We start from the raw sequence: 16,702 nt of genomic DNA, 5'->3' as shown, positions 1-16,702 counted from the left end.
TCTAAAGCATTCTTAGAATCTTAACTTTATAAATTTTGATAGCTTCTGCCCCAAGATTCTAGACTTGTCAAAACAGATTGCAGACTTAATCCAAGTGGGGTTAGGCTATACTCTACACGCGGTGGGACTTCAGCATAGACCTTGCGTGTGATGAGCTTTGCCTCTTCTAATTCACGCAGATTCTGTGTAAGCACATTTTGAGAAATGCTTTGATTTTTACTCGCACCGATACTTTTTTTCAGCTCGCCAAAACGCTTTGTGCCTTGAAGCAAATCGCGGACAATGAGAAACTTCCACTTATTGCCTATAAGATTGAGTGTCGTCTCAACAGCACACACAGAGCAAAATTCATTCATAAACTCTCCTTAGCAATGATGGATAAACAAGAAATGATAGAAAAATTATAGCGTATTTTTTCCTATTTTACACAATACTACTAAATTTATACCTATATTATAAAATTATCCCTACTTGATTTTTATATATTACTACTTTATCATTTCAAAGTCCTTTTAGATTCCAAAAACTAAAAGGGTAAATTTATAAAAAGGATACATAATGTTACAAGTAGCAGTTTTAGCAGCAAATGGCAAAGTTGGGAGACTTTTGGTAAAAGAAGCATTGCTTCAAGGGGCAAGTGTGTGTGCCTTTGTGCGTGGAGCATTTGATATGAAGCGGCTAGAGAAGTGTTTGCAGAGTGAATCTACACAAAATGGCGATGTAAAAAGGCTTTTAGAAAATCTAGCCGTGGTGAAAAAGGATATTTTCGCACTAGATTCTAGTGATTTAGCACATTTTGATGTGGTATTTGATGCCTTTGGCGAGTGGCAGAATCTCAAGCTTCACACCGAGCATATCACGCATTTAGCACAGATTTTGCAAGGGAGTAAAGCTGTGCTTTTTGTCGTGGGTGGGGCAGGAAGTCTTTATGTAGATTCTCATACACAGCTTGTAAATACACCTAGCTTCCCCGAAGAATACAAGCCTGTGGCAAACGCACAAGCGGCAGTGCTTGAATACCTAAAGGATACTCAAGCACTCAAATGGTGCTTTGTTAGCCCAGCGGCGGAGTTTGTGCCTGATTTGCCAAAGGGGGCAAATGTGCAAATCTCTTACGAGCTTTTTCAAACAAATAAGCAAGGTAAATCCATCATAGGCTATGGCGACTATGCCTACAAGCTCTGTCAAATTGCCCTAGATTCTGCTAGTAATTATGGGAGAAAACACATAGGTTTATATGCGGAGTAAGCTTAAGGGCTTTGTGAAAGCCCTTTGCTACTTGCAATTTATGGGGATTTTCAAAGCGTTTTTAGAATCTTAGCAGGATTCCCGCCGACAATGACATTTGGCGGGACATCTTTAGTTACCACGCTTCCTGCGGCAATGATTGAGTTTTCCCCAATGGTAACTCCCGGGCAAATCGTGGCATTTATCCCTATCCATACCCTATCTTTTATCACAATGGGCTTACAAAAAGTCGCCTTGCGATTGTGGGGGTTAAAGTCGTGATTGATTGTAGTGAGACATACCTTTGGAGCGATAAACACATCATCACCAATTCTTATCCCGCCCCTATCCATAAAAGTGCAAGAGCTATTCATAAAGAAGTTTTTGCCTACCTTGATATTGCGTCCAAAATCTGTATAAAATGGTGGGAATATCCAAGTGCTAGAATCCACTTCATAGCCTACAATTTCGCTAAAAATAGCCCTTGCAGAATCTTTATCTAGCATTTGTGTATTTAGCTTATGGACGAGCTTTTGCGTGTTTTCTATAACGGCTAAAATCTGTGAGAAATCCTTATCATCTGGGCTTATTAACTCTCCATTTATATCACGCGTAAAAATGTCTCTATCTGTGCTTGGCGTAGCGTTTGTTGTAGCTTTTGCTTTGTTAATGTTTTGCATAGTTGTGTCCTTGTAGGTTTTTGTAGAATCTAGTAGCAATCTTGCGATTAAGATTCTAAGAAATGTCCTTTTGCCCTGCACACATTTGACTAAAATCTAGAATCTTGTCATATTGAGTGCATAGCACAAAATATCTTGTTTAGATTCTATGCTAGATACTTCAGCTTATAGCTTCAGTATGACAACCTAGAATCTACAATGCCAATATAAAATAAAATGAAAGTATAAAGCCTAACACCTAGTGTTTGTCAAGGGGAAAATGCGAGATTTGCAGAATAATTATAAATTTTCAAGCATTGTTTGAATTTGGGTTTGATACCACTTACTACCCCAAGTTTCATTACTGCTAAGGGCTTGTTTAAACTTTGGCATAAGGGCGTTATGCTTAGACAAGATTCTAAGATTTTAATTAAATCATCTGTGCTTAGGGGCAGAATCTGCATTCCTTTGATATGTGTTTTGTTTAATTGTAAAAATTTCTTCACAAATTGCAATTAAAATTTTTCAAGCACCCATAAGTATTCAAATACATCATTTTTTCGCACTTTAGCGTTGCTTTTAAATCGTCTATAAGGAATTTCATAAAAACTTACTTTACCAAAGGATTCTAAAAGCTTGAAAATAGAATCTTTTTGCATAATTCCATCGCTATTGTAGCTTAATGCTAAGGTTTTATAGCAAGGTAATTTTACAATCTTTTCTAGCTGTATTAAAGCAGTTTTTGCGTTGCAAAATAGGCTTTTTTGCTTCCCCCACTCACGCATTCCAGCCACACCTTTAATGCTAGGATTATCATATCTTGCAAGGGTTTCTAGTAAATGATAATTTGGGGCGTATTGTCTTTGATTATAAGGTGGATCAAGATAAAGTATATCAATGGACTCTTTAAAACTTTGCAAAAGCTTTACACTATCGCCACAAAAGCACTTCCCACTTATGCCCTGCAAAAACACAATAGGTTTTAACGCAAAAGGCTTTAAAGCTCTTTTGTCCCAACTTTTACAAAATGCCGCATACACACCTGCCACATTTGCAAATAAAGACACAGATTCTAAAAGTGTGGCAAGGAGGATAAAATACTCACTCTCGTTGATATGATTTTCATTTTTCCATTGCTCTATTTGCAAACGCATCGCATCTATTTTTTGTGCGTTTTCTTGTGTGAAATACATTCTTGCATTTATGGGACTGGGTGCGTAATGTGTGCTGATAAATCCTTCTAAGCCTTGCAAGGAATTTAAAACATTTAGCACCTTTTCATAAGGAGTGCTAAAAAATGCGTTATTTTGTGAAGATTGTTTTTCTATAAGTGGCAAAAGCTTTTTAAAGCTTGGACTTTTATACTCTAAATAGGCTTTTTGCAAAACATAAGAAAAATAAAGTATATCACTACTATATACTTTAAAACCTTTTTGTCTAAAGAATTTCCCCATACTCACACTACCACTAAAAACATCAAAAAAGCTTTGTTTTTGTGTTTTAATAAGCTCAAGTTTTTGTAAAAAGTCATAAATGATAGGGGCTAGTTTTTCTTTATTGCCAATAAAACGCATTGTCCGCCTTGTAATTTGTAATGAATACTTCTTGCGTATGTTGTTTATCCCTATATTTTGCTTGATAATTTGCATTTGTATAGTGTGTTTGTATGGTGTGGATATAAAAATTATGCTTTTCTAACCACTCTTTTAAAAGCTTATTTTCCCTTCCTTTATGGGTAAGGACATTTGAAAGTCCAAAGAGAATACCTTTAGAATCTAGTTTGCTAAGATAATTTAAAAGATCTTTTTCTAGGCTTTCATTCCAGCCACTAAAGCCCCTTTTGCCATCATTATAAGTGCCTTGCGTAATAAGATAGGGTGGGTCGCAATACACAAATATTTCTTTATCTTGCATAGAATCTAAAGTGCTAAAAACTTCACTAAAATCAAGGCTAGAAAGTGTGATATTTATTTGTTGTAAGGATTGTATAAAAGCGATGAGATTGATTTGCATTTGTGGGTTAAAACTTGAGCGATTTCTGCCAAAAGGGGTGTTAAAATGGTGGGCATTATTAAAGCGTATTTGATGATTGAAGCTAAAGGCAATAAGAGCAAGTAATTTTAAAGGAAGCTTACGGGTATTATAATCATCTCTTAAAAGTTTATAACCCTCTGCATTTTCTTTGCTTAAAGCATAAAAATGTATGATTTGCTCTATTTCTTGCAGTGTTTTTTCTAAAGGATTTTGTTGTAAAAATTTTAAAAGAGCGATAAGATAACTTAAATTATCATTTGCCAAAATTCGCTTGGCATTGACATTAACTGCTACATTACAACCCCCACAAAATACATCTATAAAAGTATCAATTCTTTTAGGAAATAAAGGTAGGATTTGGGATAAGACTTTGTATTTTCCGCCAATGTAATTGAGCGGAGATTTGATATAGCTTGGTTTTGATTGTATTATTTTTGTCATTGTGGTTTCCAAAATGCGAGTAAATTTTCTAAGCTTTGTATAAAAATTTTTGGTGCTTTAATCCCCAAAATCATTTTACCTTTTTCATTAAGTAAAAAGCCTACTTCAATATCTATAATTTCTTCACGCAAAGAGCCATAAAGCACAAGAGTGCGGATAATTTTATAATTTTTATAATATTTTGAGATATATTCTGTCTCTATGCAATCATAATTGTCTAATTCTTTGATTCCTTGTTGCTTGTTGATATATTTTTTACCCTCAATATTGATAATTTCAAGGTTTTTAGGGTCAAGCAAAATCAAATCAGGAATAAAAAGCCTTGCCTTTTTGTTACCTTGCTTATAAGATTGCTTATCCTCATATTTTTGTAACGCTATGTAATTGCCATCTGCTGTTAAAAAATAGCTTTTTTCACATCCTGCGTGATTTTCAAAAATCCCATAAGCATTGCTAAAATGCTCCACAACAAGATGGATAAAAATTGTCGCAAGTTTCTCGCCTTGTGTTTCATAATGCCAATATGTTTGTGGCAATTTTGCTTTTGGAATTGTAAGTCCATCTAAGTCAATATGTAGCACATTTGCTATTTGTATAAATTTATTATTTTTACCAAGATGTTTTTGTTCTAAGCCGTGATGTGTGATAGTAAGATTCTCTTTAAACCCCAGCTTTCGTAACGCTGCACAAATACCACTTATCGCCCCAATATTTGGGTCGTGAGATAGGGTATTTGCTTTAAAAAGTCTTGCACTTATAAAGATTATATCTTTAATTTTGTGGATGTTAAGTGGAGTATTATTTTTTGGTGGTTTTCTCATTGAGTTTTTATAAACTATCAATTCTTTTATACTTTCAAAAGGCTTTAAAATCTCATCATTTTCTCTAAAATCCTTTCCTATAATCTCCACGCCCAAAGTGCGTAAAATCCTTGTGCCAAAAATTGAAGTTTGTGTGGGTTTTTTGAGTTCAGTTTTAAGATTGTAAAGCATAATTTTTGTTGTCTGTGGATAAAAATTGTTAAGATAGACAAATTTAGTAATGCGTTGATATACGCCTGTATTTCGGCTTTCACTATCATTTGTCTTTGTCTCTTCAATCGCATAAAGTGGAATATCTTTAGGAGTAGGCTCATTCTCTTGAAAAAACACAAGATAATCCACAAAACTACTCGTCCCACTTACAATTTTGACATAGATTTTTTCAACTACCTTGCACGACACGCCTAGAATCTCATAACTAAAGGTAAAGCAATTCTCTTTAACAATGGGCAAAATCTTAAGCGTATCTATAAAAGCACAAAACTTTTTATCTTGCAAAAATCTCGTAATGACAGTATGCAACACTTCCTGTTTTGGTCGCTCTTCTGTGAGGATATAGAGATTCATTGTTTGCCTTTGTGTTTTGTAGGGATTATACCACAGAATCTTGTGTAAAAAAGCCTTGATAAATGATGAAATTTGAGTGTAAAAAATCATTGATGATAATACTATTAAACTCTTTCTTTTTAGCAAAATACTCACTCATAACCCCTGTGCCACTAAACACATCAAAAAAGCTAAGATTTTTCCTATCTCTATAATCAAAGCTTTTTAAAATGCTTGTATCAATAGAATCTAAAAGCTTTGTTTTAGCTCCTGTGTAGCGGCGAGATGATAAGGAGAACATTCTAGCCTTTCTTTGCGAGTATTAATTTGCAAGTATTAAAAGGCAAAATTATACAATATTTGCGTAAGCATTGCCTGTGTGGGTCTTTTAGATTCTGCATATAGAATCTAAAGCGTGTTTATTTTGTCCTTTTAGAATCTATCTTTTATTATATCCCGCATATCATTTCCTTTTCTCTGCTTGTTTAATCGCTTGTAAATACTCTGTATCGCTTAGCTTATCGCCCCATATCACATTAGAATCCTTATCATATTGCGTTAGGGCGATATGTGTGCCACTAGATTCTAACCCAGCTCCGTGCCAATGCGCTACATTTGGCGGACAAGAAATGCTCTCCCCTACTTCTGCTTTGTGAATAATGCCATCTTTTGTGCCTGCGTAAATCACACCTTGCGTAACAATGAGTGTCTATCCAGCAGGGTGAGTATGCCAAGCCGTCCTAGCCTTTGGGCTAAAATGCACCTTTGCACTGCTAAAGTCTCGCCACGCATTTTTCTCAAAAAGCATTGTAATTCTAACATCACCACTAAAGATTCTAGAATCTCCTTTCATCTCTTTTGCCTCTTTTGTAATCTCTTGCATAGATTCTCCTTGAGCCAAACATATTGCCAACATACTAACAAAAACAATTTTACTTGCTCGCATACTCTCTCCTTAAAAAAATATTTATACTAAATACTGCTTAAAAAACTCCACAATTTTCGCAAAAGGGATAATATCTACTTTATCGTATAAATCCGTGTGTGAAGCGTTTTTGACAATGAAAAGCTCTTTATTTTTACCCTTTAGCTTTTTATACGCATCTTCGCTAAAATATCTGCTATGTGCCTTCTCCCCGTGTATCAAAAGCACTGCACTCTCAATCTCATCACTATAAGCTAAAATCGGCATATTCAAAAATGGCAAAGTTGAAGTGAGATTCCACCCGCCATTAGAGTTTAGCGACCTTTGATGATAGCCCCTTTTTGTTTTGTAATAAGCGTGATAGTCTTTCACAAATTCTGGCACATCACTTGGCAATGGGTCTATCACGCCTCCTGCTTGGGCATACACACCGCTTTTATAGTCTTTTAGCCTTTGGTCTGCCAACTCTTTTCGCTTTTTATTCCTTGCTTCTTTGCTATTTTCTTTATCAAAATAGCCATTTGCATTCACACGACTCATATCATACATCGTAGAAGCAAGGGTAGCCTTAATGCGTGGGTCATTTGCCGCTGCATTAATCGCAAAGCCCCCAAAGCCACAAATCCCCACAACGCCGATTTTACTAGAATCCACACTTGGATAAAGGCTTAGAAAATCTAGTGCCGCACTAAAGTCCTCTGTATTTATATCAGGCGAGGCGACAAAGCGAGGAAGCCCACCACTCTCCCCTGTAAAGCTAGGGTCAAAGGCTAGAGTGATAAAGCCATTTTCTGCTAGAATCTGTGCGTAAAGTCCGCTTGATTGCTCTTTTACCGCACCAAAGGGACCACTTAGTGCAATAGCTGGAAGTTTAGAATCTTTACTTAGATGTTTTGGTAGATACAAATCAGCAGCAAGTGTGATTCCATAGCGATTGTGAAAGGTTACTTTTTGATGAAGCACCTTAGGGCTTTTAGGGAAAGTCTTATCCCACTTTGTGCTAAGATTTAGCTTTTCTTCTCTAAATTTTTGCTCATTTTGACTTTTGGGGCTATTTTCTTTTGCAAAAAGCGTATTGCCTATAAGCAACGCCCCCGCTCCTATGCTAACTTTTTGTAAAAAGTCTCTGCGATTTTGTTTTGTTTTCATTGTGTGTCCTTTAAAATAAATGTGAAATATTTAGAATCTTATTGATTCTATGTGTGAAAGTATAAAACCTGACACTTAGTGTCTGTCAAGGGGGAAATGCAAGATTTTTGAACTTATTTAGACTAGGGCTTGAAAGCGGCTAGAATTTCAAAGTCAAGCTTAAGGCTAAGGAAATATAGCCTATTTGACTAAGGGCGATTTAGCAGTAGCTTAACACTGCTTTTCACACTCTTTATAATCCCTACTTTGTGGATTAAAGGTATCTACGCCCTTTTCTATCATCTCATCATACATTCTAAGTTTTGTCTCTAGCTTTTGTGAAATCTCTTGCAGTGAAGCGATATATGCTTGTAAATTCGCGTAGCTTTTTTGCAATAATGCCCTGCGTTTTGGTGCAGTTTTAATGCCTCCACTTAAAGCCTCCGCATACGCTCTAATCTCATTTAAGCTCATTCCACACTGCCTAAGCCACTCTATCCACTTTAGCCACTCCATATCACTTTTTGCAAAGTAACGCACCCCATTTTCATCGCGTTCTACAAAAGGGAATAGCCCCTTATCAAGCCAGAATCTTATCTTTCTTGAAGGGATATTTGTTGCCCTCTCAACTTCTATGATTGTATATGCCATTTGTTGTCCTTTATAGCATTTTTATCGCATAAAGATTTAAGCTAAATTTATACCCTTATAGATTCTCATTCCTTTTACGCCCCTAGCACCACTTTTGTAAATTCTTTTTTAAAATCTTCTTCTTTTGCTTTACTAAAAAACCCAAGTCCCCTTAGCCTTAGATTCTTAGCATTCTTCTCCTTCTCTCTCACGCTTACAAGCTCGCTCTCTAAATCTAGCAAAAGATTCTCTTTCCACTTATCATTAGATTCTAGTTGCTCCCCCTTAGCCTCTATCACGCATTCAAATAGCACTTCCTTATTATCCCCACTCACACCAAAAAACACAAAATCCGGGTTAAACCCCCGCACTTCCCCCACATTATCCCTGCCAAAAAGCTTAAATTCGCTAAAGCATTCATTGCGTATCACGCACCAGTGCTGATATGTTTCATCTAGCCTGTCTTTATAGCCATTGATAAAGTCTAAAAACGCCCCTTCATAGCTAGAATCCGCTTTTAGTATTTTGTCATACACTAGCCATTGATATTTGCTTTTTTCTAGCTCTTTTTCACTCCATAGATCTCTAGCCCTTAGCGTAAAATACTTTATCCTAAATGGCTCTATCTCCCACTTTGCACCCTTAGCGTTTAGAATCTCTTTTAGCCTTTTTACTATGAAAGTTGCGATATGCAGTTGCGATGCTCTGCTAAATTCCTGCTTTTTGTGAAAGCGCACTTCTAGCGTATATAAATGCTTTTCTATAAACTCTCTCTTGCTTCCCACTTCACGCAGATTTTTTAGCATATTAAAGCCTATACCCTCTTTATTCATCGCCTTTAGAAACACCGCTTTATTGATAGATTTTAAGCTCTTTATAGCAAATTCATCTTCGCTAAATTCCTGCTTTTTATAGGCTTCTACTTGTGATTTTTCCCTGCTTCCTAGTAGCGGTATAGAGAGTGTGCTTATAGTATTTTCTATCTCTTTTGCTTTGTGAAACAAACTCTCATTTTCCTTAAGCTTTCTTATATCATTGCTCATTATGGGTAAGCTTAGATTCTCATCGTGTTTAGCAACATCTTTAGAATCTTGTGTCGCATTTTTAGCAAACTCCCTTGCAAGTGTGAGTGCCTTTTCTTGCGGTTGTAGTTTGTAGAGAGTCCTTGTATCTTGTGCGGGGGTGCCTTGATTTTCTAGCTCTTTTTGTAAAGCAGTGATATAGCTACTCTCATTAAAGGAATGATAGCTTAAAGCCTCTAGCACATCTAAGGCATTTTGCTCATTGTCAAACTTCCTTTTATCCACTTCATAGCCCTCTTTATAGTAAAAGGGATAATACCTTGCCCCTCTCCCTATAAGCTGGGCATTGCTCGTTGTTTTATTATTATCTTTAGCATTATCAAGTCGCACGATGTCATAGAGATTTAGCACATCCCAGCCCTCATTTAGCCTATCTACGGCAAATATCACACGCAAAGCATTATCTCTAGATTCTAGAGTATTGAGCTTTTTTTGATTAGCTTCTAAGTCTTTTTCATCATTCATATTTATGCAGTAGCTTTTATCAAAACTAGCCTTTATATGCTCTGCTACTTTGAACGCGTAGTTTTCAAACGCCTTTTCAAAGTAGCCCTTTGCCCTTTGCAGTAGCTCATCTCCACTAGAATCCACATTTTGCAAAAATCTCTCAATCTCTTTAGAATCTAGCTTTTCTAAAAACTCATAAAAGTCCTTTTCATTCTCTTTTGACTTAGCGATACTCCCACTTTTAAAGAGTATCACAGGCTTGACATACACGCTAGAATCTCTGCCTACAAACTGCCGAAAAAGGCTCAAAATACACGCTCCTAAAAATAGCTCCTTTAGCTCCCTGCTCTCATATTTGACTAAAAAGATTTTCTTACTATATCTATCGTTATAAAACTGCTTCAATGCGTATTCATACACGATTTTATCTCTATATTTGTTTAGGACGCTTTCATCATTTGGGATTGTCGCGCTAAATTCTAGCAAGAGATTTTCGCTATTTTGCCCTAAAGCACTTTTTATCGTCCCCTCCCAGCTTTGCTTTTCTATTTCTTGTTCTTTAGTTAGCTTACTTTTGGTATCTGTGTTTAGATGATGTGCTTCATCAGCGATAAGCACGATTTTACGCCCTTTTAAATCCGCTAAAGTTAGGCTATTTTCTCTCTCTTGGGTAAAAAGTGAATGTAGTCCTTGAATGGTATTAAAGCTTATATTTATGCTTTCACTATCACATGCACTAAAGCTATCCACACTCCTTACTTCCACGCGTTTAGAATCTATGATAATACTCTCACTAAAGAGATATTTGCTACTTGTTTTATTACAAAAATTATCCCTAGTCTTTTCCACAATCGCATTAGAATTCACAAAAAACACAAACTCCCTATATCCCCTTTTATACAAGTCCAGCATTAACGCCGCCATTATGAGCGTTTTCCCACTGCCTGTTGCCATATTAAACATTAAGTGGTTTGTTTGCGGGTTTTTTCTTTGCAAATAAAAATGCTTTAAGGCAGTTATTTGATACTCTCTTAAATCTTTGTTTAAATTTTGCGTGATATAGCTTGGAATTTCTACATCACTACCAAATTCCAACGCATTTGCTATTTTTTGGCTTAAATTTTGGTTATTTTCACTCATCATTTTCTCCATAAAAGATTCTATTTAATTCCCTTAGCTCATCACTTACCCCATACTCACTATCATCTATATCATCATACAAAACATAATCCATATTAGAATCTAAAATCGCATATAAAACCTTTCGTTTCTCATCAAGGCTTAATGTGTAAAATTCTTTATCCTTTAGCATTGCTTGTATATCCACTCTATAATCTACAAAGGCTTTAGATTCTAAATCGTTGTAGATTTTTTCTAGCTCTTTTTCTATACTTGTCATATTGAGCGATAGCGAAATATCTTTATGCAAATCTCTTGTAGATTCTGTATTTTGAGATACTTCGCTACGCTCAGTATGACAAGGGGCAAACTCAGCATAACAATGGATAGGTTCAGTATGACAAGCTAAATTTTTTATTCTCTCTTTATATATTGCATTTAAAGGCATAAGCTCTGCATAGATAAAGCTTCCGCCTCCTTGCCAATCTACCGCTTTGCTAATCCCCCCTTGCTCCCCATTTATCACTTTTTTAAGTCGCTCTTTTGTGATAGATTCTATATAGTCCATTTGTTCAATCCCTATAAATTGCCTTTTCATTTTCATAGCTACGGCTAAAGTCGTGCCACTACCTGCAAAAAAGTCCATTACTAAATCAGGCGTTGGCTTTTGCGTGCTTTTGCGGGAGTCTGCGTTGTCGGCTTGGTCATTACCCTCTAGGTAACTCCCTTCGCCTCCACCTTGACAACCCACAAAATCATCACAAAATCCTTCCGCCACCGCCCTTGTAGATATTTCAATAATATATTTCATAAGTGCTTCGGGTTTTGGATTATTAAACACTTTTGTATCAAAAAGGGCTTTATTTTCCTTGCTTCCTACGCCACTTCCCACAAAGTCAGCAAAGCTTTTGGGCGGATTTTCCTTTTCTATTATCGCATAGTAGTTGCCATTTTCATCTTGTTTGACTTGTTTAGAATCTAGCCACTCTTTGCGTAAAACAGAATAGCCATTTTTACCAGCTTTAATAAGAATCCTATCAAGCTCATTAAGCGTTTTTTCCAACGCCCATTTCCAACGCCCATTTCCAACACCCATTTTTGGGGGGCGTATCGGCACATAGCCTTGCTTTATCAACTCTTCATTATCGTTATATAACTCATCGTGATTTGTAATGGTTTTTACAGAATCTTTATCATAATCTAAAAGTGGTTTTATATCTTTTGTTTGCGGATTGTAGTAAAAGGTATAGCCTAGATTTGGTCTATTCTCTAAGCTTCCGCCATCGCCGCCACCCATAGTAAGCCCCGCTCCCTCGTAGTAGAATCTACCTGTTTTTTCATCTTTAAAGGCTTTTACTTTTACCTTTTGCTTGATTTTATAAATGGGTTTAGATTCTATATTTTTTGCATAACATAGGATATATTCTTGGTTTCTTTGCATTGTATCGGCATCATTTTGTGCGTTACCTTTAAGCCATACAATACAACCGACAAAATTCTCTCTCCCAAATATCTCATCGCATAGCACTTTCAAATAAGCCTGTTCGTTGTCATCGCATTGTATAAATATCACGCCATCATCTCTTAAAAATTCCCTTGCGATTTCAAGGCGGTTTTTCATAAAAGTAAGCCAAGTGGAGTGATTGAAGTTGTCATTATAATTAAAGCTATCATTGCCTGTATTATAAGGTGGGTCAATATAAATAAGTTTTACTTGATTTGCAAACTTCTTTTTTAAAGAGTGCAGAGCTAAAAGGTTATTGCCTTTGATTAAGAGATTGGCATTGTTAAGATTTTCTTTTAAATCCCCTTGCCCTATAAGCTCAAAATTTTGCAAAGCTTTTGGAGAAAATAAAATATCAATCTCACTTCTAGCCAACACTTCATTAAAAAATATTTCCTTGCTCTTTTGCTCATCTCTGCTTTGTGCGCCCTTTAAAACGCAGTCTTTAAAGGGGAAGTTTAGCACGACTTTTGAAGTGTTTTCAAAGCTAGATTCTAACTGCAAGCCGATTTTATTACTAAAAGCAGTGTAGGATTTATTAAGCATTCTAAGCTTTAAAAAGTCTAAAAACTTATCCTTTTCAAAGACTGCTACGCTATCAACTCTAGTGAAAAACCGCTCTCTAAACTCGCTAGATTCTAGCAAAAAGCTTAAAAGCTCTCTATTAGAATCTATGGCTAGAGTGCGAAGATTCTCTATGCTTTGAAACTTCTCTTGTAAGATTTGCAGTAGTGTATGCTCTTTGTGTGTTGCTTTTTGCATTGTGTATCCTTTAAAAGCTTGGTAATTACTGCATAAAATTGTAGCCAAAGATTGATAATTGCAGGATTTTCTCAAAGAAACTAGGCTTTGTGTGTCTAAAAAACTTACGCTTTGTTCTCTCAAAGAAACTTTGCTTTGCTTGTTTTCTAACAAACCGCACTTTGCTTGTCATATTGAGCGTTAGCGAAATATCCCTTGTCATTTTCTAAAGAAGCTTCGTTTTGAGTTTGCGTAGCAAACGAAAAATCTCTTTTAGATGCTGTGTTTTTAGATACTTCGCAAGGCTTGGTATCACAAGGGGCGACATATAAATTTGTGTCATTGCGAGATTTTGCATTAGCAAAATCGTGGCAATCTATACTAAAATCTAGCGTTTTGTGGGCGGTTTGTGTATAGAGACAGCCTTAGCAGTCCCAGCCAAAAAGGCTTTTATTCCTATCAAGTTGCGTGATAGAATCTCTCTCTTTTTGCGTTAAGCTAAAGTCAAAAAGTGTGAGATTTTCTTGCAATTTTTCAAAGCTTGAAGCCTTTGGGATAATACTCATTCCTTTATCTAGTAGAAATTTCAAAGCAATTTGTGCAGTGCTTTTATGATGGGCTTTTGCCATGCTTTGCAGAGTCTCATTTGTAAAAATATCATTTTTCCCACAAGCTAAAGGACTCCACGCTTGTAAGTGAATGCCTTCAGATTCTAAAAATTTTTGCAATGTGTGCTGTTGAAAGAAAATATGTGCTTGGACTTGATTTAGCACCGGCTTAACACGCACAGAATCTAAAAAATCCTCCAAAAATCTGCCATAAAAATTTGAGATTCCAATCGCGTGGATAAGCCCTTTGTGATACGCCTCTTCACAGGCTTTATACATCTCTTTAGCATTTGCGTAAGGCTCGTGGATTAGCAGTAAATCTACATATTCTAGCCCTAGATTTTGTAGGCTTTGCTCTATGCTTTGCCACGCCTTTTTATAGGGCATACTAGATGAAAGCTTTGTAGTGATAAAAAGCTCATTTCTTTGCAATGGGCAGCTTAAATCATTTGAGCTAACTTCGCTAGATTCTCTATGGGCTGATTGCTTGTGTGGGTTTGAGATTGGCGTGGTGCTAGAATCTACAATGCTATTAGAATCTAAATGTGTCGTGGAATGAATGCTAAAAACTCCAAATTCTTTTGTTTGTGAGTTAGAATCTTTTAGGCTTTGCGTAGCTAGAGCTATGCCTACTTCCTTTTCATTCTCATACATTTGTGCAGTGTCAAAGAGTCTGTATCCAATATGCAGGGCATTTTGCATTATTTTCACACCCTTTTGCCCTTTAAGCCCATAAGTCCCAAGCCCAATACTAGGCATTTTTATGCCATTATTTAGAGTGATATATTGCATTGATGTCCTTTAATATTTTTTGAATCTTAGATTTAAGCTTGGCATTATAAAGCCTGACACTTAGTGTTTGTCAAGGGGGGGGGGGGAATATATTAAGTTGTTATAAGATTTTTAGAATCTCAATGACTTATCCTAGAAAAGGATAAGTCATTTGGGACTTTATATAAACATCGACTCCAAAACATACCTCGCAAGCTAACAAGTAAGCACAATAATCATTTTATCCTTTAGTTTTTGAGTGAAGATTTGCTGGATAAAAGGTAGCTGGAAAATCTTACCTTGCAATACGATAGTATCATGTGTTGTGTCTATAATCTCAACAAAGGCATTTGCTAAATCACACGCCATGCTATATGCTAATCCATACATATCTAACCCACCTATGCGATATGCCATAGCAATGGATAATGCCTTTGTATAATCAAGCGTGTAGCCCCCGTCATCTTTTTTAAACTTAAAGCCTAGCTCACTTACATGTGGGAATTTAAAATCTTTTGCAAGTTGCAGTATATGTGTGGCTTGAAACTTTTCACTTAAAGCATTAAAGCTAGATTCTAACCACGCATTAATCATGTTTAATTCACTCTCAAGCAATTCAGCATCATCTAAAATCAGCCCAAAAAGGCTAAATATATCATTGATATTCTTGCTTACTCTTTCAGTATCACTAAGCTTCATTAAACTTTCAAAGCGATTTTTCATTGTATTTTGATAGTTTGCATATAGCTTTTTTCCTTGCTTATTTTTGCTTTCATAGCTTTGCAGTGTTAGCTTTGGATTGAGTGAGATAGCACAAGTTAATAGCGATTGGCATTCGCTATTTTCATAGGATAGCATACTGCTTTCATCTGTATTTAGGTTTATAAAAAGACTTTTTGTGCTTTTTAGTGTGTTTGCAAAATCAATATATTCTTGCGTATTTTTTATGGGAGATTCTAACTTTTTAAGGATTAGGGGGATAATTTTTGGCATGAACTTTTCATTGAGAGTAAAAAAGCTTTTATTGCTTAAGGGCTTTTCAATATTGCCAAAATTATCCCAAAAGTTTGGCTCACTGCAACCAATACAGCCATGTCCGCCTTGCACAGGCCAGCTTGTCTTTGCGTTAAATTTCACTTTCGGGCAGTTATTATAGGTATATGGACCTTTACAGCCGACTTTATAAAGGCAATAGCCCTCTTTCATATTTGGGTCATCAAAAGATTCTACAAAATCACCAGCCATAAAAGAGCTTTTTCTCTCGCATAAATCATGCACACTTTTACTATACGCCCATAATGGTCGTTTCAGTGAATCAAGGCTAGGAGATTCTGCAAATAAATAATAATAAAGCAGTGTTGCTACAATGTTTTTATCACTTGGCGGACAACCCGGGACATTAATAATCTCTCTTTCAAAAATCTCACTTAAAGCATGTCCATTTGTAGGATTTGGATACGCACTCTGAATCCCACCAAAGCTAGAGCATGTGCCGATAGCAAATACCGCTTCTGCATTATGTATTAAATGTGAGATTTCATCATAGCCATTTCTATTTCCAAGCGTGATATAATCTTTTGCAAAGCCCATAGGAATGCTGCCCTCAACAAGCAATACATACTTTTCATGTGAGTTTGCATGCTCTAATGCAGCAACCGCTCCATGTCCGCTTGATACCATCACTAAGTCATGATACACAATCTTAAATATATCAAAAAGTAAGACTTCAAAGCTAGGTGTCTCTGTCCTTAATAAACTCTCACTACACCCCGTGCATTCTTGTAAATGTAGCCATACTACCTTTAAATCGCCCATGTATTCTAGAATCTCTACGCAAGTATCAAGCATGATTTTTGGCACACTGATGAGTGAGAGTTGCTCTTTTAGCCATGCTTTTGTAGAGTCATCTTGTAACATTGTGCTTTTTGTCGTGTGTGATAGAGCTTTTAAGCGATTTTGCAACTTTGCTTCAATCTCTTCTTTTTGTAATGCTGCCATTGTCTCTCCCTATATCATAGT

15 protein-coding genes are annotated in these 16,702 nt (G+C 36.2%); 1 reads left to right on the top strand and 14 read right to left on the bottom strand.

The annotated features are described in order from the left end of the window. Positions 1 to 26: 26 nt before the first annotated feature. Positions 27 to 356, bottom strand: coding sequence for a MarR family transcription factor RrpB (gene rrpB, locus C6H08_RS05810; RefSeq protein ID WP_034579142.1), 330 nt, complete (start codon positions 354 to 356; stop codon positions 27 to 29). 202 nt (positions 357 to 558) lie between these two features. Between rrpB and C6H08_RS05805 the strand changes: the two genes are divergently transcribed. Beyond that, positions 559 to 1,248, top strand: a complete 690-nt coding sequence (locus tag C6H08_RS05805; RefSeq protein WP_034579140.1) for an NAD(P)H-binding protein — start codon at positions 559 to 561, stop codon at positions 1,246 to 1,248. Positions 1,249 to 1,298: 50 nt separating this feature from the next. Here the strand turns inward: C6H08_RS05805 and C6H08_RS05800 are convergent, their stop codons facing one another. The 13 genes from C6H08_RS05800 to C6H08_RS05735 form a co-directional block, all read right to left on the bottom strand. Continuing rightward, positions 1,299 to 1,907: a sugar O-acetyltransferase gene (locus C6H08_RS05800; protein WP_034579138.1), complete on the bottom strand. Its 609-nt coding sequence runs from the start codon at positions 1,905 to 1,907 to the stop codon at positions 1,299 to 1,301. Between the two features lie 494 nt (positions 1,908 to 2,401). Continuing rightward, on the bottom strand, positions 2,402 to 3,460 hold the full coding sequence (locus tag C6H08_RS05790; RefSeq protein WP_034563634.1) for a DNA adenine methylase: 1,059 nt from the start codon (positions 3,458 to 3,460) through the stop codon (positions 2,402 to 2,404). Beyond that, positions 3,441 to 4,361, bottom strand: a complete 921-nt coding sequence (locus tag C6H08_RS05785; protein WP_034579134.1) for a Dam family site-specific DNA-(adenine-N6)-methyltransferase — start codon at positions 4,359 to 4,361, stop codon at positions 3,441 to 3,443. Before C6H08_RS05785 ends, C6H08_RS05790 begins: the two co-directional genes overlap by 20 nt. Further along, positions 4,358 to 5,749, bottom strand: coding sequence for a hypothetical protein (locus tag C6H08_RS05780; protein ID WP_034563638.1), 1,392 nt, complete (start codon positions 5,747 to 5,749; stop codon positions 4,358 to 4,360). The genes C6H08_RS05785 and C6H08_RS05780 overlap by 4 nt, the downstream gene beginning before the upstream one ends. A gap of 25 nt (positions 5,750 to 5,774) precedes the next feature. After that, the gene (locus C6H08_RS05775; protein ID WP_034563640.1) at positions 5,775 to 6,029 is read right to left on the bottom strand and encodes a DNA adenine methylase; all 255 of its coding nucleotides are present in this window, start codon (positions 6,027 to 6,029) and stop codon (positions 5,775 to 5,777) included. 162 nt (positions 6,030 to 6,191) lie between these two features. Continuing rightward, positions 6,192 to 6,416, bottom strand: coding sequence for a cupin domain-containing protein (locus tag C6H08_RS11930; RefSeq protein WP_233708498.1), 225 nt, complete (start codon positions 6,414 to 6,416; stop codon positions 6,192 to 6,194). 21 nt (positions 6,417 to 6,437) lie between these two features. Beyond that, entirely contained in the window at positions 6,438 to 6,674 is a 237-nt protein-coding gene (locus tag C6H08_RS11925) for a cupin domain-containing protein (protein WP_233708497.1), read from the bottom strand. A 21-nt stretch (positions 6,675 to 6,695) separates the two neighbouring features. Further along, positions 6,696 to 7,802: an alpha/beta hydrolase gene (locus C6H08_RS05765; RefSeq protein WP_080745650.1), complete on the bottom strand. Its 1,107-nt coding sequence runs from the start codon at positions 7,800 to 7,802 to the stop codon at positions 6,696 to 6,698. Between the two features lie 210 nt (positions 7,803 to 8,012). Next, positions 8,013 to 8,432, bottom strand: a complete 420-nt coding sequence (locus tag C6H08_RS05760; protein ID WP_034579132.1) for a MerR family transcriptional regulator — start codon at positions 8,430 to 8,432, stop codon at positions 8,013 to 8,015. 74 nt (positions 8,433 to 8,506) lie between these two features. Next, positions 8,507 to 11,080 carry a DEAD/DEAH box helicase family protein gene (locus C6H08_RS05755; RefSeq protein WP_034579130.1) on the bottom strand — a complete coding sequence of 858 codons (2,574 nt, stop codon included), beginning with the start codon at positions 11,078 to 11,080 and terminating at the stop codon, positions 8,507 to 8,509. Further along, positions 11,073 to 13,325 carry a DNA methyltransferase gene (locus tag C6H08_RS05745; protein ID WP_233708496.1) on the bottom strand — a complete coding sequence of 751 codons (2,253 nt, stop codon included), beginning with the start codon at positions 13,323 to 13,325 and terminating at the stop codon, positions 11,073 to 11,075. The genes C6H08_RS05755 and C6H08_RS05745 overlap by 8 nt, the downstream gene beginning before the upstream one ends. A gap of 404 nt (positions 13,326 to 13,729) precedes the next feature. Continuing rightward, complete coding sequence (locus tag C6H08_RS05740) at positions 13,730 to 14,704, bottom strand: aldo/keto reductase (RefSeq protein ID WP_104686131.1); 975 nt, start codon at positions 14,702 to 14,704, stop codon at positions 13,730 to 13,732. A gap of 195 nt (positions 14,705 to 14,899) precedes the next feature. Next, positions 14,900 to 16,681 (bottom strand): hydrogenase small subunit, encoded by a 1,782-nt coding sequence (locus tag C6H08_RS05735; protein ID WP_104686130.1) that lies wholly within the window; start codon positions 16,679 to 16,681, stop codon positions 14,900 to 14,902. Between the last annotated feature and the right edge of the window lie 21 nt (positions 16,682 to 16,702).

Origin of the sequence: Helicobacter bilis (assembly GCF_900198365.1) — a bacterium.
Lineage (GTDB): Bacteria > Campylobacterota > Campylobacteria > Campylobacterales > Helicobacteraceae > Helicobacter_A > Helicobacter_A bilis_B.
The sequence above is the reverse complement of the archived record's forward strand: the minus strand, read 5'-3'. Positions and strand labels throughout refer to the sequence as shown.

What these genes read in the sequence shown, in the direction of transcription:
- C6H08_RS05755 (WP_034579130.1), bottom strand. Translation starts at nt 11,080, where the DNA reads ATGAGTGAAAATAACCAAAATTTAAGCCAAAAAATAGCAAATGCGTTG.
- C6H08_RS11925 (WP_233708497.1), bottom strand. Translation starts at nt 6,674, where the DNA reads ATGCGAGCAAGTAAAATTGTTTTTGTTAGTATGTTGGCAATATGTTTG.
- C6H08_RS05800 (WP_034579138.1), bottom strand. Translation starts at nt 1,907, where the DNA reads ATGCAAAACATTAACAAAGCAAAAGCTACAACAAACGCTACGCCAAGC.
- C6H08_RS05740 (WP_104686131.1), bottom strand. Translation starts at nt 14,704, where the DNA reads ATGCAATATATCACTCTAAATAATGGCATAAAAATGCCTAGTATTGGG.
- C6H08_RS05805 (WP_034579140.1), top strand. Translation starts at nt 559, where the DNA reads ATGTTACAAGTAGCAGTTTTAGCAGCAAATGGCAAAGTTGGGAGACTT.
- rrpB (WP_034579142.1), bottom strand. Translation starts at nt 356, where the DNA reads ATGAATGAATTTTGCTCTGTGTGTGCTGTTGAGACGACACTCAATCTT.
- C6H08_RS05775 (WP_034563640.1), bottom strand. Translation starts at nt 6,029, where the DNA reads ATGTTCTCCTTATCATCTCGCCGCTACACAGGAGCTAAAACAAAGCTT.
- C6H08_RS05780 (WP_034563638.1), bottom strand. Translation starts at nt 5,749, where the DNA reads ATGAATCTCTATATCCTCACAGAAGAGCGACCAAAACAGGAAGTGTTG.
- C6H08_RS05765 (WP_080745650.1), bottom strand. Translation starts at nt 7,802, where the DNA reads ATGAAAACAAAACAAAATCGCAGAGACTTTTTACAAAAAGTTAGCATA.
- C6H08_RS05760 (WP_034579132.1), bottom strand. Translation starts at nt 8,432, where the DNA reads ATGGCATATACAATCATAGAAGTTGAGAGGGCAACAAATATCCCTTCA.
- C6H08_RS05735 (WP_104686130.1), bottom strand. Translation starts at nt 16,681, where the DNA reads ATGGCAGCATTACAAAAAGAAGAGATTGAAGCAAAGTTGCAAAATCGC.
- C6H08_RS05790 (WP_034563634.1), bottom strand. Translation starts at nt 3,460, where the DNA reads ATGCGTTTTATTGGCAATAAAGAAAAACTAGCCCCTATCATTTATGAC.
- C6H08_RS05785 (WP_034579134.1), bottom strand. Translation starts at nt 4,361, where the DNA reads ATGACAAAAATAATACAATCAAAACCAAGCTATATCAAATCTCCGCTC.
- C6H08_RS05745 (WP_233708496.1), bottom strand. Translation starts at nt 13,325, where the DNA reads ATGCAAAAAGCAACACACAAAGAGCATACACTACTGCAAATCTTACAA.